This window comes from Leifsonia sp. NPDC080035, assembly GCF_040050925.1.
Classification (GTDB): Bacteria; Actinomycetota; Actinomycetes; order Actinomycetales; family Microbacteriaceae; genus Leifsonia.
In genome coordinates this window covers 3,616,537-3,642,284 of record NZ_CP157390.1, presented here as the reverse complement: position 1 = coordinate 3,642,284, position 25,748 = coordinate 3,616,537, and the positions used below count along the sequence as shown (strand labels likewise).

At 70.5% G+C, this 25,748-nt stretch carries 24 protein-coding genes; 13 read left to right on the top strand and 11 right to left on the bottom strand.

The genetic code is table 11. The features are described 5' to 3' along the window. Nucleotides 1-39 precede the first annotated feature (39 nt). The 3 genes from glgA (at nt 40) to AAME72_RS17660 (ending at nt 2,601) form a co-directional block, all read left to right on the top strand. Nucleotides 40-1,227, top strand: a complete 1,188-nt coding sequence (gene glgA, locus AAME72_RS17670; RefSeq protein WP_348787841.1) for a glycogen synthase — start codon at nt 40-42, stop codon at nt 1,225-1,227. 198 nt (nt 1,228-1,425) lie between these two features. Further along, entirely contained in the window at nt 1,426-2,226 is an 801-nt protein-coding gene (locus AAME72_RS17665) for an ABC transporter ATP-binding protein (RefSeq protein WP_348787840.1), read from the top strand. Between the two features lie 123 nt (nt 2,227-2,349). Beyond that, a complete protein-coding gene (locus AAME72_RS17660; protein ID WP_314146979.1) occupies nt 2,350-2,601 on the top strand; it encodes a type B 50S ribosomal protein L31 in 252 nt (83 codons plus the stop codon). 63 nt (nt 2,602-2,664) lie between these two features. Here AAME72_RS17660 and AAME72_RS17655 read toward each other — a convergent pair whose 3' ends face one another. The 3 genes from AAME72_RS17655 to treS form a co-directional block, all read right to left on the bottom strand. Then, entirely contained in the window at nt 2,665-3,006 is a 342-nt protein-coding gene (locus AAME72_RS17655) for a DUF4190 domain-containing protein (protein ID WP_348787839.1), read from the bottom strand. A gap of 71 nt (nt 3,007-3,077) precedes the next feature. Then, the gene (locus AAME72_RS17650; protein WP_348787838.1) at nt 3,078-3,764 is read right to left on the bottom strand and encodes a 3'-5' exonuclease; all 687 of its coding nucleotides are present in this window, start codon (nt 3,762-3,764) and stop codon (nt 3,078-3,080) included. A 101-nt stretch (nt 3,765-3,865) separates the two neighbouring features. Then, on the bottom strand, nt 3,866-5,575 hold the full coding sequence (gene treS / locus AAME72_RS17645) for a maltose alpha-D-glucosyltransferase (protein ID WP_348787837.1): 1,710 nt from the start codon (nt 5,573-5,575) through the stop codon (nt 3,866-3,868). 100 nt (nt 5,576-5,675) lie between these two features. Between treS and AAME72_RS17640 the strand changes: the two genes are divergently transcribed. Both AAME72_RS17640 and AAME72_RS17635 read left to right on the top strand, forming a co-directional pair. Next, nucleotides 5,676-6,584 (top strand): alpha/beta hydrolase, encoded by a 909-nt coding sequence (locus AAME72_RS17640; RefSeq protein WP_348787836.1) that lies wholly within the window; start codon nt 5,676-5,678, stop codon nt 6,582-6,584. Then, nucleotides 6,581-7,672: a glycosyltransferase family 1 protein gene (locus AAME72_RS17635; protein WP_348787835.1), complete on the top strand. Its 1,092-nt coding sequence runs from the start codon at nt 6,581-6,583 to the stop codon at nt 7,670-7,672. The genes AAME72_RS17640 and AAME72_RS17635 overlap by 4 nt, the downstream gene beginning before the upstream one ends. Before the next feature lie 117 nt (nt 7,673-7,789). Here the strand turns inward: AAME72_RS17635 and AAME72_RS17630 are convergent, their stop codons facing one another. Genes AAME72_RS17630 through AAME72_RS17620 form a run of 3 tightly spaced genes read right to left on the bottom strand, consistent with a single transcriptional unit; the run spans nt 7,790 to nt 9,764 of the window. Further along, nucleotides 7,790-8,290 carry a GNAT family N-acetyltransferase gene (locus AAME72_RS17630; protein WP_348790168.1) on the bottom strand — a complete coding sequence of 167 codons (501 nt, stop codon included), beginning with the start codon at nt 8,288-8,290 and terminating at the stop codon, nt 7,790-7,792. Then, entirely contained in the window at nt 8,287-8,886 is a 600-nt protein-coding gene (locus AAME72_RS17625; RefSeq protein WP_348787834.1) for a histidine phosphatase family protein, read from the bottom strand. Before AAME72_RS17625 ends, AAME72_RS17630 begins: the two co-directional genes overlap by 4 nt. Nucleotides 8,887-8,918: 32 nt before the next feature. Beyond that, complete coding sequence (locus tag AAME72_RS17620) at nt 8,919-9,764, bottom strand: Sir2 family NAD-dependent protein deacetylase (RefSeq protein ID WP_348787833.1); 846 nt, start codon at nt 9,762-9,764, stop codon at nt 8,919-8,921. Between the two features lie 126 nt (nt 9,765-9,890). On the opposite strand from AAME72_RS17620, the gene AAME72_RS17615 reads away from it, so the two are divergent. The 3 genes from AAME72_RS17615 to AAME72_RS17605 are packed head-to-tail and all read left to right on the top strand — an operon-like array spanning nt 9,891 to nt 14,360. Beyond that, a complete protein-coding gene (locus tag AAME72_RS17615; protein ID WP_348787832.1) occupies nt 9,891-10,718 on the top strand; it encodes an RNA methyltransferase in 828 nt (275 codons plus the stop codon). Between the two features lie 17 nt (nt 10,719-10,735). Continuing rightward, nucleotides 10,736-11,992: a D-alanyl-D-alanine carboxypeptidase gene (locus tag AAME72_RS17610; RefSeq protein ID WP_348787831.1), complete on the top strand. Its 1,257-nt coding sequence runs from the start codon at nt 10,736-10,738 to the stop codon at nt 11,990-11,992. A gap of 25 nt (nt 11,993-12,017) precedes the next feature. Beyond that, nucleotides 12,018-14,360: an excinuclease ABC subunit UvrA gene (locus tag AAME72_RS17605; RefSeq protein ID WP_348787830.1), complete on the top strand. Its 2,343-nt coding sequence runs from the start codon at nt 12,018-12,020 to the stop codon at nt 14,358-14,360. A gap of 89 nt (nt 14,361-14,449) precedes the next feature. Here AAME72_RS17605 and AAME72_RS17600 read toward each other — a convergent pair whose 3' ends face one another. Continuing rightward, nucleotides 14,450-15,241: an SGNH/GDSL hydrolase family protein gene (locus tag AAME72_RS17600; protein ID WP_348787829.1), complete on the bottom strand. Its 792-nt coding sequence runs from the start codon at nt 15,239-15,241 to the stop codon at nt 14,450-14,452. A 64-nt stretch (nt 15,242-15,305) separates the two neighbouring features. On the opposite strand from AAME72_RS17600, the gene AAME72_RS17595 reads away from it, so the two are divergent. Further along, nucleotides 15,306-17,162: a DEAD/DEAH box helicase gene (locus AAME72_RS17595; protein ID WP_348787828.1), complete on the top strand. Its 1,857-nt coding sequence runs from the start codon at nt 15,306-15,308 to the stop codon at nt 17,160-17,162. A gap of 100 nt (nt 17,163-17,262) precedes the next feature. Here the strand turns inward: AAME72_RS17595 and gdhA are convergent, their stop codons facing one another. After that, nucleotides 17,263-18,612 carry an NADP-specific glutamate dehydrogenase gene (gdhA, locus tag AAME72_RS17590; protein WP_348787827.1) on the bottom strand — a complete coding sequence of 450 codons (1,350 nt, stop codon included), beginning with the start codon at nt 18,610-18,612 and terminating at the stop codon, nt 17,263-17,265. 98 nt (nt 18,613-18,710) lie between these two features. On the opposite strand from gdhA, the gene AAME72_RS17585 reads away from it, so the two are divergent. From AAME72_RS17585 to AAME72_RS17575, 3 genes are read left to right on the top strand one after another with little or no spacing between them, the layout of a single operon-like run. Next, on the top strand, nt 18,711-19,238 hold the full coding sequence (locus tag AAME72_RS17585) for a DUF2127 domain-containing protein (protein ID WP_348787826.1): 528 nt from the start codon (nt 18,711-18,713) through the stop codon (nt 19,236-19,238). A 52-nt stretch (nt 19,239-19,290) separates the two neighbouring features. After that, nucleotides 19,291-20,013: a VIT family protein gene (locus AAME72_RS17580; protein WP_348787825.1), complete on the top strand. Its 723-nt coding sequence runs from the start codon at nt 19,291-19,293 to the stop codon at nt 20,011-20,013. A 13-nt stretch (nt 20,014-20,026) separates the two neighbouring features. Continuing rightward, the gene (locus AAME72_RS17575) at nt 20,027-20,806 is read left to right on the top strand and encodes an AMP nucleosidase (RefSeq protein WP_348787824.1); all 780 of its coding nucleotides are present in this window, start codon (nt 20,027-20,029) and stop codon (nt 20,804-20,806) included. 10 nt (nt 20,807-20,816) lie between these two features. Here AAME72_RS17575 and AAME72_RS17570 read toward each other — a convergent pair whose 3' ends face one another. From AAME72_RS17570 to AAME72_RS17560, 3 genes are all read right to left on the bottom strand, one after another. Beyond that, entirely contained in the window at nt 20,817-22,205 is a 1,389-nt protein-coding gene (locus tag AAME72_RS17570; protein ID WP_348787823.1) for an FAD-dependent oxidoreductase, read from the bottom strand. Between the two features lie 103 nt (nt 22,206-22,308). Beyond that, a complete protein-coding gene (locus tag AAME72_RS17565) occupies nt 22,309-23,724 on the bottom strand; it encodes an aspartate aminotransferase family protein (RefSeq protein WP_348787822.1) in 1,416 nt (471 codons plus the stop codon). A gap of 2 nt (nt 23,725-23,726) precedes the next feature. Next, on the bottom strand, nt 23,727-24,209 hold the full coding sequence (locus AAME72_RS17560; protein WP_348787821.1) for an Lrp/AsnC family transcriptional regulator: 483 nt from the start codon (nt 24,207-24,209) through the stop codon (nt 23,727-23,729). 88 nt (nt 24,210-24,297) lie between these two features. On the opposite strand from AAME72_RS17560, the gene AAME72_RS17555 reads away from it, so the two are divergent. Continuing rightward, nucleotides 24,298-25,746, top strand: coding sequence for a gamma-aminobutyraldehyde dehydrogenase (locus AAME72_RS17555; protein WP_348787820.1), 1,449 nt, complete (start codon nt 24,298-24,300; stop codon nt 25,744-25,746). Nucleotides 25,747-25,748: the final 2 nt, after the last annotated feature.

Sequence of the window (25,748 nt, the reverse complement as noted above, 5' to 3'; positions counted from 1 at the left end):
CAGTAGAGGCAACCCGGGGGCTGTACTAGCGTTCTCGACATGCGCGTTGATCTTCTGACCCGGGAGTACCCGCCGGACATCTACGGCGGCGCCGGGGTGCACGTGACCGAGCTCGTCCGGGCTCTCCGGACGGACACCGAGGTGATCGTGCGCTGCTTCGGAGCGCCGCGCGAGGAGGCCGACACGGTCGCCTATCGGGTGCCTGCGGAGCTGGCGGAGGCCAACGGGTCGGTCACGACGCTCGGCGTCGACCTGCAGATGGCCCAGGACTGCAGGGGAGCGGACGTCGTCCACTCGCACACCTGGTATGCGAACGCCGGCGGTCACATCGCCAAGCTGCTGCACGGCGTCCCGCACGTCGTCACCGCGCACAGCCTGGAGCCGCTGCGGCCGTGGAAGGCCGAGCAGCTGGGCGGCGGCTACCGTGTGTCCAGCTGGATCGAGAAGACCGCGTTCGAAGCCGCCGACCGGGTGATCGCGGTGAGCGAGGGGATGCGCCGCGACATCCTGAACTCCTACCCGTCGCTCGATCCGTCCGACGTGACGGTCGTCTACAACGGCATCGACCTTGAGCGGTGGCAGCCGCTGCACGACGAGGACCTGGCACGCTCGCTCGGGATCGACCCGAGCCGCCCCGCCGTCGTCTTCGTCGGCAGGATCACGCGCCAGAAGGGTCTCCCGTACCTGCTGCGTGCCGCGACGCTGCTGCCGAAGGACGTGCAGCTGATCCTCTGCGCCGGCGCGCCGGACACCCCGGAGATCCTGGCGGAGGTGACCGGGCTCGTCGAGCAGCTGCAGGCCGAGCGCGACGGCGTCGTGTGGATCGACCGGCTGCTCCCGAACGACGAGCTGCGGGCCGCGCTCAGCGCATCCACCGTGTTCGTCTGCCCCTCGATCTACGAGCCGCTCGGCATCGTGAACCTGGAGGCGATGGCGTGCGGGCTGCCGGTGGTCGGCACGGCGACCGGCGGCATCCCCGAGGTGATCGTGGACGGCGTGACCGGGCGGCTGGTGCCGATCCAGCAGCTGCAGGACGGCACGGGGACGCCGACGGACCCGGAGGGCTTCGTCCGGGATCTGGCGGCGGCGCTCACCGAGGTCGTCGGCGACCCGGAGCGGGCGGCGCGGATGGGCGAGGCCGGGCGTCGGCGCGCCGAGCAGGAGTTCAGCTGGGCCGCGATCGCCGAGCAGACCCGCGCGGTCTACCGGTCCGTCGCGTCCTCCTGACGCCGCGCGCCATCCGTTCCTGAGTACGTCACGCGACACGCCGCGCCCGAGTGTGAACTACTCCGGAAGCGATGGCGTCCCGCCGGCCGGCCTCTCGCCGAGCGGCACGTTGGTGTCGTTTTCGAGGCCCGAAAACGACAACGACGCGCCCCTCGGCGGCGTCAACGGCGTCCTCCTGACGCCGCTAGGCTAGAGGTCATGGCCAGCAGCGTTCTCCGACTCCAAGACGTGTCCGTGACCCGGGACGGCAACGCCGTCCTCGAGGGTGTCGACTGGACCGTGGAGCCGGACGAGCGCTGGGTGATCCTCGGCCCGAACGGCGCCGGGAAGACCACCATGCTGCAGATCGCCGCGGCCGCCCTGCACCCGTCCTCCGGTGAGGCGACTGTGCTCGGCGAGTCGCTGGGCCACAGCGACCTCTCCGAGCTGCGGCCGCTGCTCGGCTTCGCCTCCAGCGCCCTCGCCCGTCGCATCCCGCGCACCGAGCGCGTGCTCGACGTGGTGATGACCGCGGCGTACGCGGTCACCGGCCGCTGGAACGAGCTGTACGAGGAGATCGACGAGCGCCGCGCCCACCGGGTGCTCGCCGAGTGGCACCTCGACCACCTCGCCGAGCGCACCTTCGGGAGCCTCAGCGACGGCGAGCAGAAGCGGGTGCAGATCGCCCGCTCGGTGATGACGGATCCCGAGATGCTGCTGCTCGACGAGCCCGCCGCCAGCCTCGACCTCGGCGGCCGCGAGGAGCTGCTGCAGCTGCTCGGCGGCTACGCGAGCGACCCCAAGTCGCCCGCGATCGTGATGGTGACCCACCACGTCGAGGAGATCCCCGTCGGCTTCAACCGCGCGCTGCTGCTGAAGGACGGCCGGATCACCGCGCAGGGACCGATCGGCGAAGTGCTGACCAGTGCCTCCCTGAGCGAGACGTTCGGTGTGGACGTCGAGCTCGAGGAGAGCGACGGCCGGTTCACCGCCCGGGCGCGTCAGAAGACGATCGACTGACGGATCTGCTAAACTCGATAGCTGGTCCGGGAGTCGTGAGACGAATGCGGGCCGAAAGCTTCCCGTCCTCGCGCATCGAGCGCGGACTTGACCGACCGAACACTACGCAACAAGGAAGTCCTCATGAAGACTGACATCCACCCCGACTACGCCCCGGTGGTTTTCCGCGACCTGGCCTCGGGCGCGACGTTCCTCACCCGCTCCACCGTCTCCAGCGAGAAGACGATCGAGTGGGAGGACGGCAACACCTACCCGGTGATCGACGTCGAGATCTCCTCCGAGTCGCACCCGTTCTACACGGGCAAGCAGCGCATCCTCGACTCGGCCGGCCGTGTCGAGAAGTTCAACTCGCGCTACAAGAACTTCGGCAAGTAACCCGCCGCACCAGAAAGGCCCCCGTCGCACGACGGGGGCCTTTCTCGTGGTGCGCGGGGGACGTCAGTAGTTCTGGTACTGCGTGGCGGCGACGCCGAGGGCGATCGCCACGATGATGGCGATGATGATGCCGATCACGATCTCGGCGAAGCCGATGATGATCGCGGCGATCGCGAGGCCGCGGCCCTGCTCGCCGGTCTTCTTGATCTGGGACAGCGCGACGAAGCCGAGGATCACGCCGACGATGCTGACGAAGAACGCGAGGATGAACCCCACGATCGCGAGGACGTTCCAGCCCGGCTGCGCCGGCTGGTAGGCGCCGTACTGCGGTTGCTGCAGAGGCGGCTGCTGCTGCGGTTGCTGCTGCGGCGGCAGAGGCTGCGGGTTCAGGTCCGGATCGCTCATGGACGAACAGTAGCGCCCAGCGGACGCGGCGGAAACCCCCAGCGTGCGCGCGGGTCGTGGACGAGCGGCGCTCAGCGCAGCGGCCACGCCCCCGAGGCCGTGAACTCCGGGTCGCGCACACGGCGCATGTAGTCCTGGAAGTCGGCGGCCTGCTCCCGGCACCAGTCGACCTGCTTGTGGTGCAGCTCTGCCGCCTCCATCGCGAGCGCCTCGCCGTGCGCGCGGACCAGCGCCTGCGCGAGCCGGCCGGCGGCGATCGCGTCCGCCCCGGCGTCGTGGGCCGCGGTCAGTTCGACGCCGTAGTGCACGGCGGTCACGCTCAGGGTGCGCTTGCCTGGCCGGTAGCGGTCGACGGCGCGGTCGATCACCAGCGGATCGATGATCGGTCCGGGGGCGTCGAGCGGTTCGATGCCGTGGCGCCGCGCCTCGCGGTCGAGCAGCGTGAAATCGTACGGGGCGTTGTAGGCGACCACCGGAATGCCGCGGGCGAACAGCCGGCGCAGCTGGTCGACGATCGCGGCGACGGCCGTGCCTGCGTCCATCCCCTTCGCCCGGGCGAGCTCGGTGGTGATGCCGTGAACGGCGGTGGCCTCGGCCGGGATCTCGACGCCCGGGTCGACGAGCCAGTAGCGGCCGTGCCGCACCTCGCCCTGATCGCCGAGCAGTCCCACGTGCGCGGTGACGATGCGGGCCGTCTCCACATCCACACCCGTCGTCTCCAGATCGAAGACGCCGAGTTCGTGGTGCCAGGTGCTCATGAGCCCAGCGTAGGAACGACCACCGTCAGCCGCGGGGACCGCGCCCGGCGGGTCCGTGATCCGCCGGGGCGGGATCGGTGCCGCCGTGGCGTCCCCGGCCGTCAGTCCCGGCGCGGCTCGATGTGCAGCCAGTAGAAGTTCTGGGTGCCGAGCGTCAGCGTGAAGCGGCCGTCCTCCGCGATCGTCGGGAACTCCGCGCCGCCGAACAGGTCGTACAGGGCGCGACCGGCGAATTCCGGCGCGTCCAGGGTGACCGACACCGGATTGTGCGCGAACGAGAACACGCAGAGCACGTCCTCCGGCTGGTCGCCGAAACGCGTGCCGCTGCCCTCGTACGAGCGCACAAAGGCGAGCACCGACTCGTGGTTGGTCGGCAGCACGCGGATGTCGCCGAGCCCGAACACCGGGTGCGCCTTGCGCACGTGGATGACGTTGCGGATCCAGTGCAGCAGCGACCGCGACTGCGCCAGCTGCGCCTCCACGTTCACCTGGTTGTAGTGGAACACCAGCGACTGGACGACGGGGAGGAAGAGCTTGCCGGGGTCGGCGGTCGAGAAGCCGGCGTTGCGGTCCGGCGTCCACTGCATCGGCGTGCGGGAGCTGTCGCGGTCCGGCAACCAGATGTTGTCGCCCATCCCGATCTCGTCGCCGTAGTAGAGGAACGGGCTGCCGGGGAGCGAGAACAGCAGGGCGTGCGCCAGCTCCATCTCGGCGCGCGAGTTGTCCAGCAGCGGCGCGAGCCGGCGGCGGATCCCGATGTTCGCGCGCATCCGCGGGTCGTAGGCGTACCAGCCGTACATCGCCTGCCGGTACTCCTCGCTGACCATCTCGAGGGTCAGCTCGTCGTGGTTGCGCAGGAACACGCCCCACGCCGCGCCGTCGGGGACGTCCGTCGTCTCCGAGAGCACCCGGATGAGCTCGGAGGCCTGCTGGGAGCGCAGCGCGTAGAAGATGCGCGGCATCACCGGGAAGTCGAAGGCCATGTGGCACTCCGGCTCCTCCTCCGAGCCGAAGAAGGCAGCGACCTCGCGGGGCCACTGGTTCGCCTCGGCGATCATCATCCGGCCCGGGTAGTCGCGATCGACCATCTCGCGCAGCCGCTTGATGAACTCGTGCGTCGGCGGCTCGCCCTCGCCGTTGCCCTCGTCCGACTCGTAGAGGTAGGGGATGGCGTCGAGCCGGAAGCCGTCGACGCCGAGGTCCAGCCAGAACCGCACGATGTCGTGCATCGCCTCGTGCACGGCCGGGTTCTCGAAGTTCAGGTCCGGCTGGTGGGAGAAGAAGCGGTGGAAGTAGTACTGCCGGCGCGCCTCGTCGAACGCCCAGTTGGAGTCCTCGGTGTCGACGAAGATGATGCGGATGTCCGGCCACTTGTCGTCGGTGTCGTTCCAGACATAGAAGTCGCCGTACGGACCCTCCGGGTCGGAGCGGGACTGCTGGAACCACTCGTGCTGGTCGGAGGTGTGGTTCATCGGCAGGTCGATGATGATGCGCATGTTGCGCTCGTGCGCCTTGGTGACGAGATCCTGGAACTCGTCGATCGTGCCGAACTCCGGCAGGATCGCCTTGAAGTCGGACACGTCGTAGCCGCCGTCGCGCAGCGGCGACTGGAAGAACGGCGGCAGCCAGAGCGCGTCGACGCCCAGCCACTGCAGGTAGTCGAGCTTGGAGGTCAGACCGGCGATGTCGCCGGAGCCGTCCCCGTTGCTGTCCACGAAGGAGCGGACCATCACCTCGTAGAACACGGCGCGCCGATACCACTGGGGATCCAGGGTGAGTCCGGGCAACGTGATGGGCGCGGTGAAGCTCACGATTCTCCTTTCGGCACGCCGGCCGATGTAAGCGATTACAACCACAGAAGTCTAGGGGGTGGCAGAGGTGGCCTGTCCAGTCCTGCCTAGACTGGTCTGGATGATCTCCACCTCGCTCTCCGACACGGCCTCACCATACGCCGCGGCGCTCGCCCGGCTGCCCGTCCGCCGGTGTGAGGCGGAGCTGCTGGGCGGCACCACCCGGTACTGGGACTACGGCGACGCGGACGCCGCGACGACCCTGGTGCTCGTCCACGGATTCCGCGGCGACCACCACGGCCTGGAGCCGGTGGTGGCGCAGCTGGAGGGGATGCGGCTGATCTCGCCCGACCTGCCCGGCTTCGGGGAGTCGACGCCGATGACGGAGGCGTCCCACGACATCGAGGGCTACGCGCGCTGGCTGCGAGCCTTCGTCGCGGGGCTCGGACTCACTGGCCGGGTCGTGCTGCTCGGCCACTCGTTCGGCTCGATCGTGGTGTCGGCGACGCTCGCCGACCCGGCCGCCGAGCGCCCGGACGCGGTCGTGCTGGTGAACCCGATCGGCCAGCCGGCGCTGCAGGGCCCGCGCGGCATCCTGACCAGGCTGGCGATCTTCTACTACTGGCTGGCCGCCGCCCTGCCCGAACGTCTGGGCTTCGCCCTGCTGCGCAACCGGGTCATCGTCCGGGTGATGAGCATCGCGATGGCGAAGACGAAGCAGCCGGCGCTGCGGCGCTGGATCCACGGCCAGCACGACAGCTACTTCTCCGCGTTCAGCGACCGGCGGGTGGTGCTCGAGGCGTTCCGCGCATCCGTCTCGCACGACGTGAGCGAGTTCGCCGCGCGCATCCCGGAGCGGACGCTGCTGGTCGCCGCGGTGGACGACGACATCACGCCGATCGCGGCCGAGCGTCGGCTGCGCGGGCTGTTCCCGGATGCACGACTCGTGGAGATCGGGGGCGTCGGGCACCTCATCCACTACGAGAAGCCCGTGGAGGCGGCCACCGCCATCGAGGAGTTCCTGGCATGAGGGTCCTGTTCGACTGCCGGTACACCCGCATCGGCCGGCACGACGGGATCAGCCGGTACACGGCCGGCCTGGTCACCGCGCTGGCGAAGCGGCACGACGTCACCATGCTCATCAACGACCACCGCCAACTGGAGATGCTGCCGGACCTGCCGTGGGAGCTCATCGCGTCCCCGACGTCGGTGGGCGAGCCGTGGGTGGCGCGCCAGGTCAACAAGCTGAGGCCGGACGTGGTGTTCACCCCGATGCAGACGATGGGAGGCTTCGGGCGGCGCTACCGGCTCATCCTCACCGTGCACGACCTCATCTACTACCGCCACCCGACGCCGCCGCGCGACCTGCCGGCGTTCGTCCGGGCGCTGTGGCGGCTGTATCACCTCTCCTGGTGGCCGCAGCGGATGCTGCTCAACCGGTCGGACGCGGTCGTCACCGTCTCGAACACGACCAAGCAGCTCATCGCCGAGCACCGCCTGACCAAGCGGCCGGTGTACGTGGTGCCGAACGCGGCGGACATGCCGGCCATCCCGGAGGAGCGGGCGTCGCGCACCGCCCCCGAGAGCAAGAGCCTGGTCTACATGGGCTCGTTCATGCCCTACAAGAACGTCGACACGCTGGTCAGGGCGGTCGCGCTGCTGCCGGGCTACGAGCTGCACCTGATGAGCAAGGTCGGCGAGCACGAGGAGGAGCGCCTCACCGCGCTCGCCCCCGGCGCGCGGATCGTGTTCCACAACGGTGCGAGCGACGAGGAGTACGCCGAGACGCTGGCCAGGGCGACGGCGCTGGTGACCGCGTCCAAGGACGAGGGCTTCGGCATCCCGCTGCTGGAGTCGATGACGCTCGGGACGCCGGTGATCGTCAGCGACATCCCGATCTTCCGCGAGATCGGCGGCGACGCGGCACTGTACTTCCCTGCGGACGACCCGACGGCGCTCGCCGACCGGGTGCGGCACCTGGAGCAGCCGGAGGTGTGGGCGCAGCGCTCCGCGGCGTCCCGGCAGGCGGCGGCCCGGTACAGCTGGGACGCGTCGGCCGAGCACCTGCTGACGGTGTTGACGGCGACGATCGGGCGGGCAGGGAGGCGCCGCGGCTGACCGACCCCGCTCCGCCGTTCGCAACTCCGGACGCCCCGAGCACGACCTCGGAAAACTCCGGAGTCCCGGTCTCCTCGCCGGCGTGTCGGGTGAGATCTCCGGAGTCGTGGACAGCGGTCAGAGGCGGTACTTGAACCCGACGTGGCTGGGCGCGAAGCCGAGCCGTTCGTAGAAGCGGTGCGCGTCTGCGCGCGCCGCGTCGGACGTGAGCTGGATGAGGCCTGCGCCCGTGTCACGGGCCACCTGGATCACCCACTGCATCATCGCCGCGCCGAGGCCGCCGGAGCGCCGGTCCGACCGCACCCGCACGGCCTCGACCTGGAGGCGTGCCGCTCCCGCCCTGGCCATGCCGGGGATGAGCGTGAGCTGCATCGTCGCCACCGCACCGTCGTCCGGGTGCTCGAGAACGAGGAGGACGTTCGCGGGGTCGGCGTCGATCTCCCCGAATCCGCGTCGATATGCGGCCATGTCCTCCGGCCGCGCCCGGTCGCCGCGACTCGCGCTGATCGGGTCGTCGGACAGCAGCGCGACGACGGCGGGCACGTCGTCGACCGTCGCGGCTCGCAGGACGTGGCCGGCGAGCGGAGCAGGGAGCGGCAGGCGGAGCTCCACCGTCAGAGCACCGAGGCCGTGAGCAGGTCGTGGTCCTCCGGGCCCAGGTTGAACCGGTCGAGCGCGAGCGCGCCGTCCCGGTAGCGGAAGCGGTGCACGGAGCCGTTCGGGATGATCTCGCCGGGCCCGGGGCGCGCGTGGCCGGTGACGTGGCGGGCGATCGAGCCGATGACGCCGCCATGGCTGACGACGATCACGTGCTCCCCGACGTGCCGCTCGCCGAGCTCCAGCAGGGCGGGCAGCGCCCGCGCGACGACGTCGTCCCGCGACTCGCGGCCAGGCACCGGCTCGTCCTCCGGCCAGCGCTCAAGGATCTCGGCGCCCGTCAGCCCCTCCGCGTCGCCGTAGCGGCGCTCCGCCACCGCATCCAGCACGCGCGGCTCGCCGAGGCCCACGTGGCCGGCGATGATCCGGGCGGTGTCGAGCGCCCGGGAGAGCGGGCTCGCGTAGATCGCGTCGAAGCTGCCGCCGGCCAGGGCGCGGCCGGTCGCCTCCGCCTGCGCGCGACCCGTCGCGTTCAGCGGGATGTCGCTGGAGCCCTGGATGCGCTTGGCCAGGTTCCAGTCCGTCTGGCCATGCCGTACGAGGGAGATGAGGGTCACACGCGTCCTTTCGCCGCAGGACGCGCGGAGGGCTACGCGAGCCGGCGGGAGAGCTCGACCAGCGTCTCCGTCGTCCCCGCGTTCAGCTTAACGGTCGCGCGGCTGTCGCCCTTCGTCTCGCCGCGGTTGACGATCACGATCGGCAGCTTGCGGCGGCGCGCCTCCTCCAGCAGGCGGATGCCGGAGTTGACCGTCAGGGAGGATCCGGCGATCAGCAGGGCGTCGGCGGTCTTGACCAGGGCGCTCGCTTCGCGGTAGGTCTCCGGCGGGATGAACTCGCCGAAGAAGACGACGTCCGGCTTCAGGTGGCCACCGCACACCGTGCAGTCGGGGACGACGAAGGCGTCGACGTCGCGGACGATCGCGTCGCCGTCCGGGGCGATCTCGACCTCTCCCTCGGTGTCGAGCTGCGGGTTCGCAGCATCGATTCGATCCTTGATCGCGCCGCGGGCGAAGATCTGGCCGCAGACGAGACAGCGGATGCGCTCCACCGAGCCGTGCAGCTCCACCACGCGGCGGCTGCCCGCCTGCAGGTGCAGGCCGTCGACGTTCTGCGTCACGACGCCGTTGGTGACGCCCGCCTCTTCGAGGCGGGCGAGCGCGCGGTGGCCGTCGTTCGGCCGGGCGGCCGAGAACCGGGGGTAGCCGAGGTGGCTTCCCGCCCAGTAGCGCTTGCGGTAGTGGTCATCGCCCAGGAACTGCTGGAACGTCATCGGCGTCCGCTTGGGCGCACCCTCGCCGCGGTAGTCGGGGATACCGGAGTCGGTGGAGACGCCGGCGCCTGTGAGAACGGCCACCCGCCGGCCGGCGAGCACCTCGGTCGCCCGATCGAGCCCGTCGGCGAGCTCGGGGGTGAACGCGGGTGCGAGCGTGGGCATGGTGAACCTCCGAAGGGTCGTAACACCGAGTGTAAACAGGCCGTGTTTCGCACGTATTTCCGGCAGCTGGACCCGGGTCCTCGAAGGGAGGCGCCGGGGGCGCCGCGCGGCTGGCAGGGTAGAGGGGTGCACATCCAGCGGATCACCGACCTCGACGCCGACGGCCTCGCCGACTACTCACGCCTGACCGACGTCGCGCTGCGGCGGGTCACCGAGCCCGAGGGCGGCCTGTACATCGCCGAGTCGACCAAGGTGATCACCCGGGCGCTGCGGGCCGGCCACATCCCGCGCTCCGTGCTGCTGCAGGAGCAGTGGCTGCCGGACATCGAGCCGCTGCTCGCCGGCTTCCCCGACGTGACGGTGTTCGTCGGCGACGCCGCGACCCTTGAGCGCCTGACCGGCTACCACCTGCACCGGGGAGCCCTGGCCGCGATGCACCGGCCCGCCCTTCCCGACCCGGCGGAGCTGCTCCGCGACGCACGCAGGGTCGTCGTGCTGGAGGACATCGTCGACCACACCAACGTCGGCGCGATCTTCCGGAGCGTCGCGGGTCTCGGCGCGGACGCGGTGCTGGTCAGCCCGCGCTGCGCGGACCCCCTGTACCGGCGCAGCGTCCGGGTGAGCATGGGGACCGTGCTGCAGGTGCCGTGGACGCGCATCCCCGAGTGGAGGGATGCGGCGCCGCTGCTGCACGACGCGGGATTCGACATCGCCGCGCTCGCGCTCGCCGACGACGCCGTGAGCCTTGACGACTACGCCGCCGATCCGCCGGAGCGGGTCGCGATGGTGCTGGGTTCGGAGGGCGACGGTCTCTCGAGGAGCGCGCTCGCCGCTGCGGACACGGTCGTCACCATCCCGATGCTGCACGGCGTCGACTCCCTCAACGTCGCCTCCGCCAGCGCGGTCGCGCTCTGGGCGCTGCGGGCGCGTTCACAGCGGCTGCCGGGGGAGTGACCGAATAGAATCCGAGGGTGCCCCAGCAAGTGATCGCCGATCCGCCGCGCCGTCCGAGCCGCGAGGTCTACCGTCGCCGGCGCATCGTGGTGTTCGGCACGGGAAGCGTGCTGCTGGTCGCGTTCCTCTACCTCTTCGGGTCGCTCGTCGCGCCCGTGCCCGCGACGGCCGCCGTCACCCAGCACGAGAAGGCGATCACCCAGGCCGCGGCCCAGCTGGCCTGGCCGGGCTACGGCTCCGCCGCGATCACCGCCCCCGACTACCCGGGGACGACCGCGTCGCACGGCAGTGACGCGAGCATGCCGATCGCCAGCATGACCAAGACGATCACCGCGCTCGTCGTGCTCGACAAGAAGCCGCTGGACGGGTCGTCCGAGGGACCGAAGATCGCCTTCACCCAGAAGGACGTCGACATCTGGAACGAGGTGATCGCCGACGGCGGGTCGTGGGCTCCCGTCGAGGCCGGCACCTCGCTGACCGAGAAGCAGGCGCTCACGGCGATGCTCCTGCCGTCGGCGAACAACTACGCGATCTCGCTGGCGAACTGGGCCTTCGGCTCCACGAGCGCCTACGTGAAGGCGGCCAACTCCTGGCTGGCGTCGAAGGGCTTCACGGGCACCAAGGTGGTCACCCCGGACGGACTCGACCCGGGCAACGTCAGCAGCACGAAGGACCTGATCGGCATCGGCAAGCTGGTGCTCGCCTCCCCGACCCTCTCCTCGATCGTGTCGCAGAAGACCGCGACGCTCCCCGGCGCGGGCGCTCAGGACAACACGAACTCCCTGCTCGGCGTCGACGGCGTCGACGGCATCAAGACCGGCAACACCGACGAGGCGGGCTACTGCCTGCTGTTCTCCGCCGAGGTGCCGGTGGGCAAGGCGAAGGTCCGGGTGCTCGGCGTCGTGCTCGGTGCGCAGGACCACGACACCCTGTGGGCGGGCGTGAAGGGGCTGCTGGAGAGCATGCGCGCCGGATTCCACGAGGTGGACGCCTCGAAGACCGGGCAGGTGTTCGGCTCGTACTCGACGCCGTGGGGCGCGTCCTCCAAGCTGGTGGCCACCTCGGCGACGTCGTTCGTGGTGTGGTCGGACACGCCCATCCAGGTGGATGTGACGACCCGCCCACTGCAGTCGGGGTTCAAGGGCGACGTTGTGGGGCGCGTGACGTTCACGCTCAACGGGAAGAGCGAGACGGCCGAACTGGCCCTCGCGAAGGACGTGCCGGACCCCGGCTTCGGATGGCGCCTCGCGCATCCGGGCGGGCTGGGGACCTGACCGGCGCGACGATGAAGGGGGCGGCATGACGATCGAAGCCGACAGTCACGACCTGATCCGCGTGCACGGCGCGCGGGAGAACAACCTCAAGGACGTCAGCGTCGAGCTGCCCAAGCGCCGGCTCACGGTGTTCACCGGGGTCTCCGGCTCCGGCAAGAGCTCGCTCGTGTTCGGCACCATCGCCGCCGAGTCGCAGCGGATGATCAACGAGACCTACAGCGCGTTCGTGCAGGGCTTCATGCCGTCCCTCTCCCGGCCGGACGTCGACGTGCTCGAGGGGCTGACCACGGCGATCATCGTCGACCAGGAGCGGCTCGGCGCGAACGTGCGCTCCACGGTCGGCACCGTGACCGACGCGAACGCGATGCTGCGCATCCTGTTCTCCAGGCTCGGACAGCCGCACATCGGCTCGCCGCAGGCGTTCTCGTTCAACATCCCGTCGGTGAGCGGCAGCGGGGCCATCACCGTCGGCGGCAAGACCGAGGAGCGCACCTTCAGCCAGACCGGAGGGATGTGCCCGCGCTGCGAGGGCATGGGCACGGTCTCCGAGATCGACCTGACCCAGCTGTACGACGAGACGAAGTCCCTCGCCGGCGGCGCGATCACGGTCCCCGGCTACACCGCAGACGGCTGGTCGGTGCGGATGTTCAGCGAGTCCGGCTTCTTCGACGCGGACAAGCCGATCGCCGACTACTCCGAGACCGAGCTGCACGACTTCCTGCACCACGAGCCGGTCAAGGTCAAGATCAACGGCATCAACCTCACGTACGAGGGACTCGTCCCGCGCGTGCAGAAGTCGATGCTGTCGAAGGATGTGGATGCGATGCAGCCGCACATCCGCGCGTTCGTGGAGCGGGCGGTCACCTTCGCGCCCTGCCCGGAGTGCGGCGGGACGCGGCTGAGCGAGGGTGCTCGGGCGTCGAAGATCGCCGGCGTCAGCATCGCGGACGCGTGCGCGATGCAGATCTCCGACCTCGCGGAGTGGGTGCGGGCGCTGGACGAGCCGTCGGTGGCGCCCCTGCTCGCGAACCTGCGGCGGACGCTCGACTCGTTCGTCGAGATCGGCCTCGGCTACCTGTCCCTCGATCGCGCGTCAGGGACGCTGTCCGGCGGCGAGGCGCAGCGCACGAAGATGATCCGCCACCTCGGATCGTCGCTGACCGACATCACCTACGTCTTCGACGAGCCGACGGTGGGCCTGCACCCGCACGACATCCAGCGGATGAACCGGCTGCTGCTGCAGCTGCGCGACAAGGGCAACACCGTGCTCGTCGTCGAGCACAAGCCGGAGGCGATCGCCATCGCGGACCACGTCGTCGACCTCGGGCCGCACGCGGGCGCGGCGGGCGGCGAGGTCGTCTTCCAGGGCACGGTCGACCAGCTCCGCGCCAGCGGCACGCTCACCGGCAGGCACCTGGATGACAGGGCGCGGCTCAAGGACGACGTGCGCTCGGCCACAGGCGCGCTCGAGGTGCGCGGCGCGAACGAGCACAACCTGGTCGGCGTCGACGTGGATGTGCCGCTCGGCGTCCTCTGCGTCGTCACCGGCGTCGCCGGCTCGGGCAAGAGCTCGCTCATCCACGGCTCAGTGGCCGGGCGCGACGGCGTCGTCTCGGTCGACCAGAGCGCGATCAAGGGGTCGCGGCGCAGCAACCCTGCCACCTACACGGGGATGCTGGAGCCGATCCGCAAGGCGTTCGCGAAGGCGAACGGCGTCAAGCCGGCGCTGTTCAGCGCGAACTCGGAGGGCGCCTGCCCCACCTGCAACGGCGCAGGCGTGATCTACACGGACCTCGGCGTGATGGCCGGCGTCTCCACCGTCTGCGAGGTGTGCGAGGGCAAGCGCTTCGACGCATCCGTGCTCGGCTACCACCTCGGCGGCAAGGACATCAGCGAGGTGCTCGCGATGCCGGTGGACGAGGCGGCGGAGTTCTTCGCCGCGGGCGAGGCGCGCATCCCCGCCGCTCACGCCATCCTGGAGCGGCTCTCGGACGTCGGCCTCGGCTACCTGACCATCGGGCAGCCGCTGACCACGCTTTCCGGCGGCGAGCGGCAGCGCCTGAAGCTCGCGACCCACATGGCGGAGAAGGGCGGCGTCTACGTGCTCGACGAGCCGACCACCGGCCTGCACCTCGCCGACGTGCAGCAGCTGCTCGGGCTGCTGGACCGGTTGGTGGACTCCGGCAAGTCGGTGATCGTCATCGAGCACCACCAGGCCGTGATGGCGCACGCCGACTGGATCATCGACCTCGGTCCCGGCGCCGGCCACGACGGCGGCCGTGTCGTGTTCGAGGGCACGCCGGCCGACCTGGTCGCGGCGCGCTCCACCCTCACCGGGGAGCACCTCGCCGCGTACGTCGGAGCCTGACGCGCCGACATTTGTGCCTAATCGTGGTTCTGGGCCCGTCAGAGCCACGATTTGGCGCAAATCTTCGGTGGAGGGGCCGGAGCTCGGGCTCAGTCGCCGCTCTCGACGAGGAACGGACCGGCGTCGGGGCGTTTCGGCAGCACGTGGTCGCCGGAGGACTGGTGACGGATGCGCCGCAGCACCCACGGGACGAGGTACTCGCGCGCCCAGGACAGGTCCTCGGAGCGGGCCTGGCGCCAGGTGCGCGGCGGGAGCGGCTCCGGCTTCAGCGGCTGCAGATCGTTCTCCACGTTGAGTGCGGCGAGCACCATCCGCGCGACCGTGTGGTGGCCGAGCGGCGCGAGGTGGAGGCGGTCGGGCGCCCACATCCGCTGGTCCTGGATCTCGGTGAGCGACCACTGGTCGGCGACGATGCAGTCGTGGCGCGCGGCGACGGCCCGCACGTTCTCGTTGTAGATCGCCACCTTGCCGCGGATGCCGCGGAACACGGGGGAGAAGCCGACGTCGACGCCGGTGAACACGACGATCGTCGCGCCGTCAGCGCTGAGCCGGGTCACCGCCTCGTCGAACAGGGCGGCGATCTGGTCGGGGTCCGTGCCGGGGCGGATGACGTCGTTGCCGCCGGCCGAGATGGTGATGAGATCGGGGCGCAGCGCGAGCGCGGGCTCGACCTGCTCGTCCAGGATCTGCTTGATCAGCTTGCCGCGCACGGCGAGGTTGGCGTAGGCGAAGTCGTCGGTCTGGGCGCTCAGCACCTCGGCGACGCGGTCGGCCCAGCCACGGTGTCCGCCGGGACTCGCCGGCTCGGGGTCGCCGATGCCCTCCGTGAATGAGTCGCCGAGGGCGACGTAGCGGGACCACGGGTGCTGCGCTTCGACCATGCCTCCATTCTGCAACGGCTGTCGGCGGCACCCGGTAAGTTGGATGCAAGTGGATACGACAGCAATGCCAGGGCCAGTCCTGCCGGAGCCCGGGGAGGCCGGAGAACCGCCCGCACCCGGCGAGGCCGTCTCGAGCGGACCCGGCGCACACGCCGGCAGTTTCGCCGCCGAGCACCTGTCGCCGTCCTTCCCGGAGCGCGCGGCGTGGGGAACCGCCGGCAAGCTGCGCGCCTGGCAGGCCGAGGCGCTCGACACCTACTTCGCCACCGAGCCGCGGGACTTCCTCGCCGCCGCGACGCCCGGCGCCGGTAAGACCACGTTCGCTCTGCGGCTCGCCACCGAGCTGCTCTCCCGCCGCATCGTGGAGCGGGTGACCGTCGTCGCACCCACCGAGCACCTGAAGCGGCAGTGGGCCGAGGCGGCGTCCCGGGTCGGGCTGAACCTCGACCCGGACTTCCGGAACTCCGAGGGCAGGTACGCGCGGCACTTCAAGGGCGTCGCCGTCACCTATGCACAGGTAGCGATGCGGCCGAGCCTGCACAAGGACATCACCGAGTCGTACCGCACGCTCGTCATCCTCGACGAGGTGCACCACGGCGGCGACGCGCTCAGCTGGGGCGACGGGATCCGGGACGCGTTCGAGCGGGCGACGCGCCGGCTCTCGCTGACAGGGACGCCGTTCCGCTCGGACACCGCGCCGATCCCGTTCGTCACCTACCTGCCGGACCGCCAGGGCATCCGCACCTCCGTCACCGACTACAACTACGGCTACGGGCGCGCCCTGGAGGACGGCGTCGTGCGTCCCGTGATCTTCATGGTCTACGCGGGCCACATGCGCTGGCGCACCAAGACCGGCGACGAGATGGAGGCGCGGCTCGGCGAGGGCAACACCAAGGACATCACCTCGCAGGCCTGGCGGACGGCGCTCGACCCGCGCGGAGAGTGGATCCCGGCCGTCCTGAGCGCGGCGGACCGTCGCCTCACCGAGGTGCGGAACTCCATCCCGGACGCCGGTGGCCTGGTGATCGCCACCGACCACTACACCGCGCGGGCGTACGCCGACCTGCTGCAGCAGATCAGCGGCGAACCGGTCACCGTCGTGCTCTCCGACGAGAAGGAGGCGAGCGACAGGATCGAGGAGTTCGCCAAGGGCGACACGCGGTGGATGGTCGCGGTGCGGATGGTCTCGGAGGGCGTCGACGTGCCGCGGCTGGCGGTCGGGGTGTACGCGACCAGCGCATCCACCCCGCTGTTCTTCGCCCAGGCGATCGGGCGCTTCGTGCGTGCACGGCGCCGCGGCGAGACCGCGTCGGTGTTCCTGCCGAACGTCCCGATGCTGATGGCGCTCGCGAACGCGATGGAGCTGGAACGCGACCACGCGCTCGACCGGCCGTCCGAGGAGGGCGGGGAGGGCGACCTGTGGAATCCCGAGGACGCGATGGTCGCCGACGCGAACCGCGAAGAGCGGGCGTCGGAGTCGCTGACCGAGGAGTTCGCGTTCGAGGCGCTCGGGTCGGAGGCGAACTTCGACAAGGTCGTTTACGACGGCCGCGAGTTCGGCAGCTTCGCCGTGCCCGGCACGGACGAGGAGCTCGACTTCATCGGCCTGCCGGGCATCCTGGAGCCGGAGCAGGTGCACGAGCTGCTCATGCAGCGGCAGCAGCGCCAGGCGCGGCGGCACTCGGCGCGTCCGGCCGCCGCGGAGGGGCATCCGCCCGCGCCGCTGCACCGCACCCTGAAGGAGCAGCGCCAGCTGCTGAACAGTCTGGTCGGCCTCTACTCGAAGAACTCGGGGGAGCCGCACGGGCTCATCCACGCCGAGCTCCGGCGGGTGTGCGGGGGCCCTGCGGTCGCCCAGGCGAGCGTCACCCAGCTGCAGGCCCGCATCGAGTTCCTGCGCAAGCGCCTCGGCCGCTCCTGACGCCCGGCCCCGGGCGGGTGACTGTCGGCGTTCGGTACGACTGCCCGTGCGCGAGCAGGGGCACGACGTACCGAACGACGACAGTCGCGGAGCGGGGACGCTAGATGACGCCGAGCGCGAGCATCGCGTCGGCGACGCGCACGAAGCCGGCGATGTTGGCGCCGAGCACGTAGTCGCCCGGGGCGCCGTACTCCTCGGCGGTCGCCGCGCAGCTGTCGTGGATGCTGTTCATGATCTCGGCGAGGCGCTGCTCGGCGTACTCGAACGTCCACGCGTCCCTGGACGCGTTCTGCTGCATCTCCAGTGCCGAGGTGGCCACGCCGCCCGCGTTCGCCGCCTTGCCCGGCGCGAACAGGATGCCCGACTGCACGAGCACCGCCACCGCCTCCGGCGTGCACGGCATGTTCGCGCCCTCGACCACCGCGGCGACCCCGCCGGCGGCGAGCGTCGCCGCGGCAGCGGCGTCCAGCTCGTTCTGGGTGGCGCAGGGGATGGCCACGTCGATCCGGGTCTCGCTTGCGAGCGCCCAGATGTCGCCGCCCGCGCGGTAGTCGGCGGAGGGGCGGCGCTCGGCGTACGCGCTCAGCCGGCCGCGCTCGACCTCCTTGATCTGGCGCAGCAGTTCCAGGTCGATGCCCTCGGGGTCGTAGACGACGCCGGAGGAGTCGGAGCACGCGACGACCGTGCCGCCGAACTGGTGCACCTTCTCGATCGCGTAGATCGCGACATTGCCGGAGCCGGAGACGAGCACGCGGGCGCCGTCGAAGTCGCGCCCGCGGGTGGCCAGCATCCGCTGCGCGAAGAAGACCGCGCCGTAGCCGGTCGCCTCCGTGCGGACGAGGGACCCGCCCCAGCCGACGCCCTTCCCGGTGAGCACGCCGGACTCGTAGCGGTTCGTGATGCGCTTGTACTGGCCGAAGAGGTAGCCGATCTCGCGGCCGCCGACGCCGATGTCGCCGGCGGGCACGTCGGTGTGCTCGCCGAGGTGGCGATAGAGCTCGGTCATGAACGACTGGCAGAACCGCATCACCTCGGCGTCCGACTTGCCCTTGGGGTCGAAGTCGCTGCCGCCCTTGCCGCCGCCGATCGGCAGCCCGGTGAGCGCATTCTTGAAGATCTGCTCGAAGCCGAGGAACTTGACGGTGCCGAGCGTCACGCTGGGGTGGAAGCGCAGGCCGCCCTTGTACGGGCCCAGCGCCGAGTTGAACTCCACCCGGAAGCCGCGGTTCACGCGCACGCGCCCGGAATCGTCGGTCCACGGCACCCGGAAGATCAGCTGGCGCTCGGGCTCCGTGAGACGTTCGAGGACGGCCGCCTCCGCGTAGCGGGGATGCGCGGCGATGACCGGCTCCAGCGACCCGAACACCTCGCGCGCGGCCTGGTGGAACTCGGGTTCGCCGGCGTTCCGGCGGAGGACGTCGTCGAGGAGGGAGGAGAGCACGGAGGTCAAGTGGGGCCTTTCTCATGAAGCGATATTTCTGAGCCTACTCTCACGCACGAGGCCCTCCTGCCACGCGTACCGCGGCCTCCGCGGGGTTGCATGGGGGGATGGACAGGGCGCGCATCCTCGAGCGGACGTTCCGCATCACCGTCGTGCTCAAGGGCATCGACGGGGTGCTGGAGCTGGTCGGCGGCATCCTGCTGCTCTTCCTAACGCCCGAGCGCCTCGGCCTCGTGGTGGGCTTCCTCACCCAGCACGAACTCGATCAGGACCCCGACGATCCGATCGCGAACGCCGTCGTCAGGATGAGCCACCACGTCACCGGCTCGGCCACCCTGTTCGGCGCCGTCTACCTGCTGCTGCACGGCGTCGTGAAGGTGGTGCTGGTGTGGGCCGTGCTGCGGAGGCGGTTCTGGGCGTATCCGTGGATGATCGGCTTCCTGCTCGTCTTCATCGGCTGGCAGTGCTGGGAGCTCACCCGGCACTTCGGCTGGGGGCTGGTCGCGCTCACCCTGTTCGACATCCTGGTCGTGGCGCTCACGGTGCGCGAGTGGCGCGTGCAGCGTCGGCTGCGGGAGGCGGAACGGGCGGAGACGGCGACGGAGGCGGAGCGGGACGCGCACCCGGCCGAGTGAGGTTTGCCTCGGCTTGCTGGCCGTGGCTCGACGGGCTTCCTAGGCTGGGCGCATGACCGCAGACACGATGAACGGACGGCACCCGGGCGAGCCGCACCGGGAGGGACTCGCCCAGCGCCTGAACTGGCTGCGCGCGGGGGTGCTCGGCGCGAACGACGGCATCGTGTCCGTCGCCGCCGTGGTCGTCGGCGTGGCCGGCGCGACCGAGTCGGTGCCCGCGATCCTGACCGCAGGCCTCGCCGCTCTCGTCGGCGGCGCCATCTCGATGGCCCTCGGCGAGTACGTGTCGGTGAGCAGCCAGCGGGACAGCGAGCACGCCCTGATCGAGAAGGAGCGGCGCGAGCTCGCGGAGATGCCGGAGGAGGAGCTGGCCGAGCTCGCCGGGCTCTATGAGGCGCGGGGCCTCAGCCCGGAGACCGCCCAGCGGGTGGCCGTCGAGCTGACCGCGCACGACGCGCTGCGCGCCCACCTCTCGACGGAGCTTGGCATCGACCCGGACGACGTCGTGAGCCCGTGGCACGCGGCGCTCGCGTCGGCGGTCGCGTTCACGATCGGCGGCATCCTGCCCCTGCTGGTCATCCTCACCCCGGCTGCCGTGCGCGTGCCGCTGACGTTCGGCGTCGTGCTGGTGGCGCTCGCGATCACGGGCTACGTCGCCGCGTGGATCGGTGGCAGCTCGCGAGGCCGGGCGATGCTGAGGGTCGTGATCGGCGGAGCGCTCGCCCTGGCGGCGACGTTCGCGATCGGCGCGGCGCTCGGGACGACGGTCGGCTGAGAGGGGAGACGCCGTGAAGGAGAAGCTGGAGATCGTCCGCGACTGGCTGCCGCGGTACACCGGGACGCCGCTGGAGGAGTTCGGCGACCACATCCTGCTCACGAACTTCGGCGACTACGTCGACCGGTTCGCCCAGTGGTACGGCGCGGAGGTCAGGGGAGCGGACCGGGCGATGCCGAACGCGACCGCCGACGGCATCACGATGATCGACTTCGGGATGGGCAGCCCCAACGCGGCGACGGTCATGGACCTGCTGGGAGCGGTCGGCCCGAAGGCGGCGCTGTTCCTGGGCAAGTGCGGCGGCGTCAAGAAGAAGAACCAGCTCGGCGACCTGGTGCTGCCGATCGCCGCCATCCGCGGCGAGGGCACCTCGAACGACTACCTGCCTCCCGAGGTCCCCGCGCTTCCGGCGTTCCAGCTGCAGCGCGGCGTCTCCACCACGATCCGGGACTTCGGCCACGACTACTGGACGGGCACCGTCTACACGACCAACCGCCGGGTGTGGGAGCACGACGACGCGTTCAAGTCGTTCCTGCGCCGCACCCGCTGCATGGCCGTGGACATGGAGACGGCGACCGTGTTCGCCGCGGGCTTCGCCAACCGGATCCCGAGCGGCGCGCTGCTGCTCGTCTCCGACCAGCCGATGATCCCGGAGGGCGTGAAGACCGCCGAGAGCGACCGCGGCGTGACGGCGCAGTTCGTGGAGCGGCACATCCGGATCGGCGTGGAGTCGCTGCGCCTGGTGCGCCGGAACGGCCGCAGCGTGCGGCACCTGAGGTTCGAGGACGAGTAGTCGCGCCGGGTCAGTGGCCGGTGAGCGGCGCCATCGCCTTCGCGACGAGCGAGGGGCGGCCGGTCAGCCGCTCCTCCAGGTCGGCGCCCTCCATCGCGACGAGGCCGGCGTTCGCGCCGACGAAGCGCAGCGGCTCCGGCTCCCACGACGGCGAGCGGTGGCCGACCCAGGGCAGCTCGGTCAGCGCCGTCCGGCGCCCGCTGAGCAGGTCGGCGAGCGTGCGACCGGCCAGGTTCGTCGTGCTGAGCCCGTCGCCGACGTAGCCGCCGGCCCAGGCCTCCTTCGCCGCCGGGTCGAAGCCGACGCCGGCATGCCAGTCGCGCGGCACGCCGAGCGGTCCGCCCCAGTGGTGCGTCACGCGCACCCCGCTGACCGCCGGGAACAGCTCGGTGAGCGCGCGGACGAGGTGGTCGCGCACGCGCGGGGAACGGTCGTAGTCGGTGCGGATGGTGCTGCCCAGGTGGTAGCGGGCGCCGCGGCCGCCGAACGCGAACCGGTTGTCCGCGGTTCGCTGACCGTAGATGATCAGGTGCCGGAAGTCGGCGAAGGTCTGCCCGTGCTCGATGCCGATCCGCTCCCACGTCGCCTCGGGCAGCGGCTCCGTCGCGATCATCAGCGAGTACAGCGGGAGGATGCGCCTGCCCACCTGCGGCAGCTGCGAGCCGTAGCCCTCCGTCGCGTTCACGACCGTGCCCGCGCGCACGACGCGGTCGACGCCGTCCGCGGTCACGCGGACGACCCCGTTGCGCCAGCCGCGTACCTCGGTGCCCTCGGCGATCGTCGCGCCGCGGCGCTCGACGGCGCGGGCGAGGCCGCGCACCAGCTTGGCCGGGTGGACGCGCGCGCACGCCGGCGTATAGGTCGCTGCGAGGGCGTCCGGCACCCCGAACCGCGAGCGCACCGTCGCCGTCCCGAGCAACGAGACCCGGTCGACGCCGAACTCCTCCGACTCCGCGAACTCCGCCCGCGCGGCTTCCAGCTGCACGCGGCCGCGGGCGAAGGTGACGGTCCCGCCGCGCACGTAGTCGCAGTCGATGCCCTCTGCCTCGGCCGCTCGGCCGACCTCGTCCACGGTCGCGACCATCGCAGAGCGCAGCGCGACGGCGGCATCCCGGCCGTAGCGCTCGGCCAAGGCCGACGCCGACCACGGGAACAGCGACGACGCCCAGCCGCCGTTGCGCCCGGAGGCGCCGAACCCGGCGACCTCGCGCTCGAGCAGCAGGATGCGCAGGGCCGGGTCGAGCTCCTGCAGGTAGTACGCGGTCCACAGCCCGGTGAGCCCGGCGCCGACGATCGCGACGTCGACGGTGGCGTCCTCGGCGAGGGCGGGACGGGGACGGAAGTCGTCCTCCGCCTCCGCGATGGAGTCGAACCAGAAGCCGACGCCGCGGTAGTCCATGTCTCTCCTTGCTGCTCTCGTGCCCGGATGCACGAATCCGCAAGCCGCTCGGGTGGTCGGCTTGCGGATTCGCTCTGTGGGGGTCTCGCTGGCTGGTTGTGGCTTACAGGTGGTTGGTCGCCTCGGTCAGCACCGACTCCAGGATCTGCCGGATCTCGACGAACTCGTCCGGGCCGATCGTGAGCGGCGGCGCGAGCTGGACGACGGGGTCGCCACGGTCGTCGGCGCGGCAGTACAGTCCGGCGTCGAAGAGGGCCTTGGAGAGGAACCCGCGCAGCAGGCGCTCCGACTCGTCGTCGTTGAACGTCTCCTTGGTCGACTTGTCCTTCACCAGCTCGATGCCGAAGAAGTAGCCGTCGCCGCGGACGTCGCCGACGATCGGGAGGGCGAGCAGCTTCTCGAGCTCGGCGCGGAAGAGCGGCGAGTTCTCGCGGACGCGCTGGTTGAGGCCCTCCTCCTCGTAGATGTCGAGGTTCTCGAGCGCGACAGCGGCCGAGACCGGGTGTCCGCCGAAGGTGTAGCCGTGGTAGAACGACGTGTTCCCGTGCTTGAACGGCTCGTAGATCTTGTCGCTGATGATCGTCGCGCCGATGGGGGAGTAGCCCGAGGTCATCGCCTTGGCGCAGGTGATCATATCCGGCACGTAGCCGTACTGGTCGCACGCGAACATGTGCCCGATGCGGCCGAAGGCGCAGATGACCTCGTCGCTGACCAGCAGCACGTCGTACTTGTCGCAGATCTCGCGCACGCGCTGGAAGTAGCCGGGAGGCGGCGGGAAACAGCCGCCCGAGTTCTGGACCGGCTCGAGGAAGATCGCGGCGACGGTCTCGGGACCCTCGAACTGGATCATCTCCTCGATGCGGTTGGCGGCCCAGACGCCGAAAGACTCGATGTCGTCGCTCGGGGCGCCCATCTCGTCGGCACGGTAGAAGTTCGTGTTGGGGACGCGGAACCCACCGGGGGTCAGCGGCTCGAACATCTCCTTCATGGCCGGGATGCCGGTGATCGCCAGCGCGCCCTGCGGGGTGCCGTGGTAGGCGACCGAGCGCGAGAGCACCTTGTGCTTGGTGGGACGGCCCTGCAGCTTCCAGTAGTACTTGGCGAGCTTGAACGCGGTCTCGACGGCCTCGCCGCCGCCGGTGGAGAAGAAGACGCGGTTCAGGTCGCCCGGCGCGTAGTTCGCGAGGCGGTCGGCCAGCTCGATGGCGTTGGGGTGCGCGTACGACCAGATCGGGAAGAAGGCCAGCTCCTCCGCCTGCTTGGCGGCGGCCTCGGCGAGCCGCTTGCGGCCGTGACCGGCGTTCACCACGAAGAGGCCGGAGAGACCGTCGATGTAGCGCTTGCCGTGCGAGTCCCAGATGTGGTGGCCCTCGCCGCGGGTGATGATCGGGACGCCCTGGCCCTCCTCCATCACCGACTGGCGGGCGAAGTGCATCCAGAGGTGGTCGCGGGCTTTCGCCTGCAGCGCCGCCTCGTTGGCCGCGATCGGCTCGCCGAACGTTTCTACGGTTGTCGTCATGGTTATCGCGTTCCCCAGTTGTAGAACTGTTTGTGGAGTTTGAGATAGACGAACGTCTCGGTCGACAGCACGCCGTCGAGCGTCCGGATCTCCGAATTGAGCATCGTGATGAGGTCGAGGTCGTTCTCGCACACCACCTCGGCGAGGATGTCGAACGTCCCGGCCGTCAGGACCACGTAGTCGACGGCCGGCATCGCGGCCAGCTTGTCGGCCACGGCCCTCGTGTCGCCGGTGACGCGCACGCCGATCATCGCCTGGCGGTAGAAGCCCAGCTGCATCGGGTCGGTGACGGCCACGATCTGCATCACACCCGACTCGGTCAGCTTCTGGACGCGCTGCCGGACCGCCGCTTCGCTGAGACCGACGGCCTTGCCGATCTCCGCGTACGACTTGCGTCCGTCCACCTGCAGCTGCTCGATGATCGCCTTGGAGACGTCGTCGATGACCGCAGCCTTCGCGCCATTCGTTGCCCGAGGGGTACTCATGGAGCGATTCTGTCAGTGCACGGGCACTCTGGCAAGCGAATCCGCACATTCTCGACCGATTCGATGACGAAATCAGTAGACTCCCGGCATGAGTTCATTGACGAGCACTGCAGAACTGAAGAACTTCGTGAACGGCCGCCGCAGCGACGCGCGGGGGGACGCGAGCATCGACCTCGTCGACCCGGCGACCGAGGAGGTCTACGCGCAGTCGCCCGTGTCCACCGCTGAGGACGTCGCCGAGGCCTACGGTGCCGCGCAGGCCGCGTTCGAGGAGTGGGGCCAGACCACCCCGGCCGAGCGCTCGCTCGCCCTGTTCCGCATCGCCGACGCGATTCAGGAGCGCGCCGAGGAGTTCGCCGACGCCGAGTCGCAGGACACCGGCAAGCCGCGGGCCACCCTCGTCGACGACGAGATCCTGCTCTCGGTGGACCAGATCCGCTTCTTCGCCGGCGCCGCGCGCAACCTGGAGGGCCGCTCCGCCGGCGAGTACATGAAGGACCACACCTCGTTCATCCGCCGCGAGCCGATCGGCGTCGTCGGGCAGGTGACGCCGTGGAACTACCCGCTGAACATGGCCGTGTGGAAGTTCGCGCCGGCTCTCGCCGCCGGCAACACCACGGTGCTGAAGCCGTCGGACACCACTCCGCTCTCGACGCTGCTGCTGGCGGAGGTCGCGAGCGAGTTCCTGCCGGCGGGCGTGCTGAACGTCATCCTCGGCGACAGGACGACGGGCGCGGCGATGACGGAGAACCCGATCCCGCAGCTGATCTCGATCACCGGCTCCGTGCGGGCGGGCATGGAGGTCGCGCGGGCCGCCTCCTACGACCTCAAGCGCGTCCACCTGGAGCTCGGCGGGAAGGCGCCCGTGATCGTCTTCGACGACGCCGACATCGAGAAGGCGGTCGAGGGGATCGTCGCCGCGGGCTACTTCAACGCGGGCCAGGACTGCACGGCCGCGACGCGTCTCCTGGTTCAGGAGGGCATCCACGACGAGTTCGTCGCCGCACTCACGGCGTACGCCCGCGCGAACGCGCGCACCGGGGGACCGCGCGAGGACGGCATCCTGTACGGCCCGCTGAACAACGCGAACCAGCTCGCCCAGGTGAGCGGGTTCGTCGACCGTCTTCCCGACCACGCGAACGTGGAGCTGGGCGGCCGCCGCCAGGGCGAGAAGGGCTACTTCTGGGAGGCGACGATCGTCTCCGGGCTCCGTCAGGACGACGACGCTGTGCAGAACGAGATCTTCGGGCCGTTGCAGACCGTCCAGAAGTTCGCCGACGAGGCCGAGGCGCTGCGGTGGGCCAACGGCGTGAAGTACGGCCTGGCGTCGAGCGTCTGGACGCGGGACCACGGCAGGGCGATGCGCTTCGCAAAGGGCCTCGACTTCGGCTGCGTGTGGATCAACACGCACATCCCGATCGTCGCCGAGATGCCGCACGGCGGCTTCAAGCACTCGGGCTACGGCAAGGACCTCTCGATGTACGGCTTCGACGACTACACGCGCATCAAGCACGTGATGTCGTACATCGGCGAGTGACA

Excerpts from the sequence above, each read along its gene's own strand:
- glgA (WP_348787841.1), top strand. The coding sequence starts at position 40 with ATGCGCGTTGATCTTCTGACCCGGGAGTACCCGCCGGACATCTACGGC.
- AAME72_RS17665 (WP_348787840.1), top strand. The coding sequence starts at position 1,426 with ATGGCCAGCAGCGTTCTCCGACTCCAAGACGTGTCCGTGACCCGGGAC.
- AAME72_RS17660 (WP_314146979.1), top strand. The coding sequence starts at position 2,350 with ATGAAGACTGACATCCACCCCGACTACGCCCCGGTGGTTTTCCGCGAC.
- AAME72_RS17655 (WP_348787839.1), bottom strand. The coding sequence starts at position 3,006 with ATGAGCGATCCGGACCTGAACCCGCAGCCTCTGCCGCCGCAGCAGCAA.
- AAME72_RS17650 (WP_348787838.1), bottom strand. The coding sequence starts at position 3,764 with ATGAGCACCTGGCACCACGAACTCGGCGTCTTCGATCTGGAGACGACG.
- AAME72_RS17640 (WP_348787836.1), top strand. The coding sequence starts at position 5,676 with ATGATCTCCACCTCGCTCTCCGACACGGCCTCACCATACGCCGCGGCG.
- AAME72_RS17635 (WP_348787835.1), top strand. The coding sequence starts at position 6,581 with ATGAGGGTCCTGTTCGACTGCCGGTACACCCGCATCGGCCGGCACGAC.
- AAME72_RS17620 (WP_348787833.1), bottom strand. The coding sequence starts at position 9,764 with ATGCCCACGCTCGCACCCGCGTTCACCCCCGAGCTCGCCGACGGGCTC.
- AAME72_RS17605 (WP_348787830.1), top strand. The coding sequence starts at position 12,018 with ATGACGATCGAAGCCGACAGTCACGACCTGATCCGCGTGCACGGCGCG.
- AAME72_RS17600 (WP_348787829.1), bottom strand. The coding sequence starts at position 15,241 with ATGGTCGAAGCGCAGCACCCGTGGTCCCGCTACGTCGCCCTCGGCGAC.
- AAME72_RS17595 (WP_348787828.1), top strand. The coding sequence starts at position 15,306 with ATGCCAGGGCCAGTCCTGCCGGAGCCCGGGGAGGCCGGAGAACCGCCC.
- AAME72_RS17585 (WP_348787826.1), top strand. The coding sequence starts at position 18,711 with ATGGACAGGGCGCGCATCCTCGAGCGGACGTTCCGCATCACCGTCGTG.
- AAME72_RS17580 (WP_348787825.1), top strand. The coding sequence starts at position 19,291 with ATGACCGCAGACACGATGAACGGACGGCACCCGGGCGAGCCGCACCGG.
- AAME72_RS17570 (WP_348787823.1), bottom strand. The coding sequence starts at position 22,205 with ATGGACTACCGCGGCGTCGGCTTCTGGTTCGACTCCATCGCGGAGGCG.
- AAME72_RS17565 (WP_348787822.1), bottom strand. The coding sequence starts at position 23,724 with ATGACGACAACCGTAGAAACGTTCGGCGAGCCGATCGCGGCCAACGAG.
- AAME72_RS17560 (WP_348787821.1), bottom strand. The coding sequence starts at position 24,209 with ATGAGTACCCCTCGGGCAACGAATGGCGCGAAGGCTGCGGTCATCGAC.
- AAME72_RS17555 (WP_348787820.1), top strand. The coding sequence starts at position 24,298 with ATGAGTTCATTGACGAGCACTGCAGAACTGAAGAACTTCGTGAACGGC.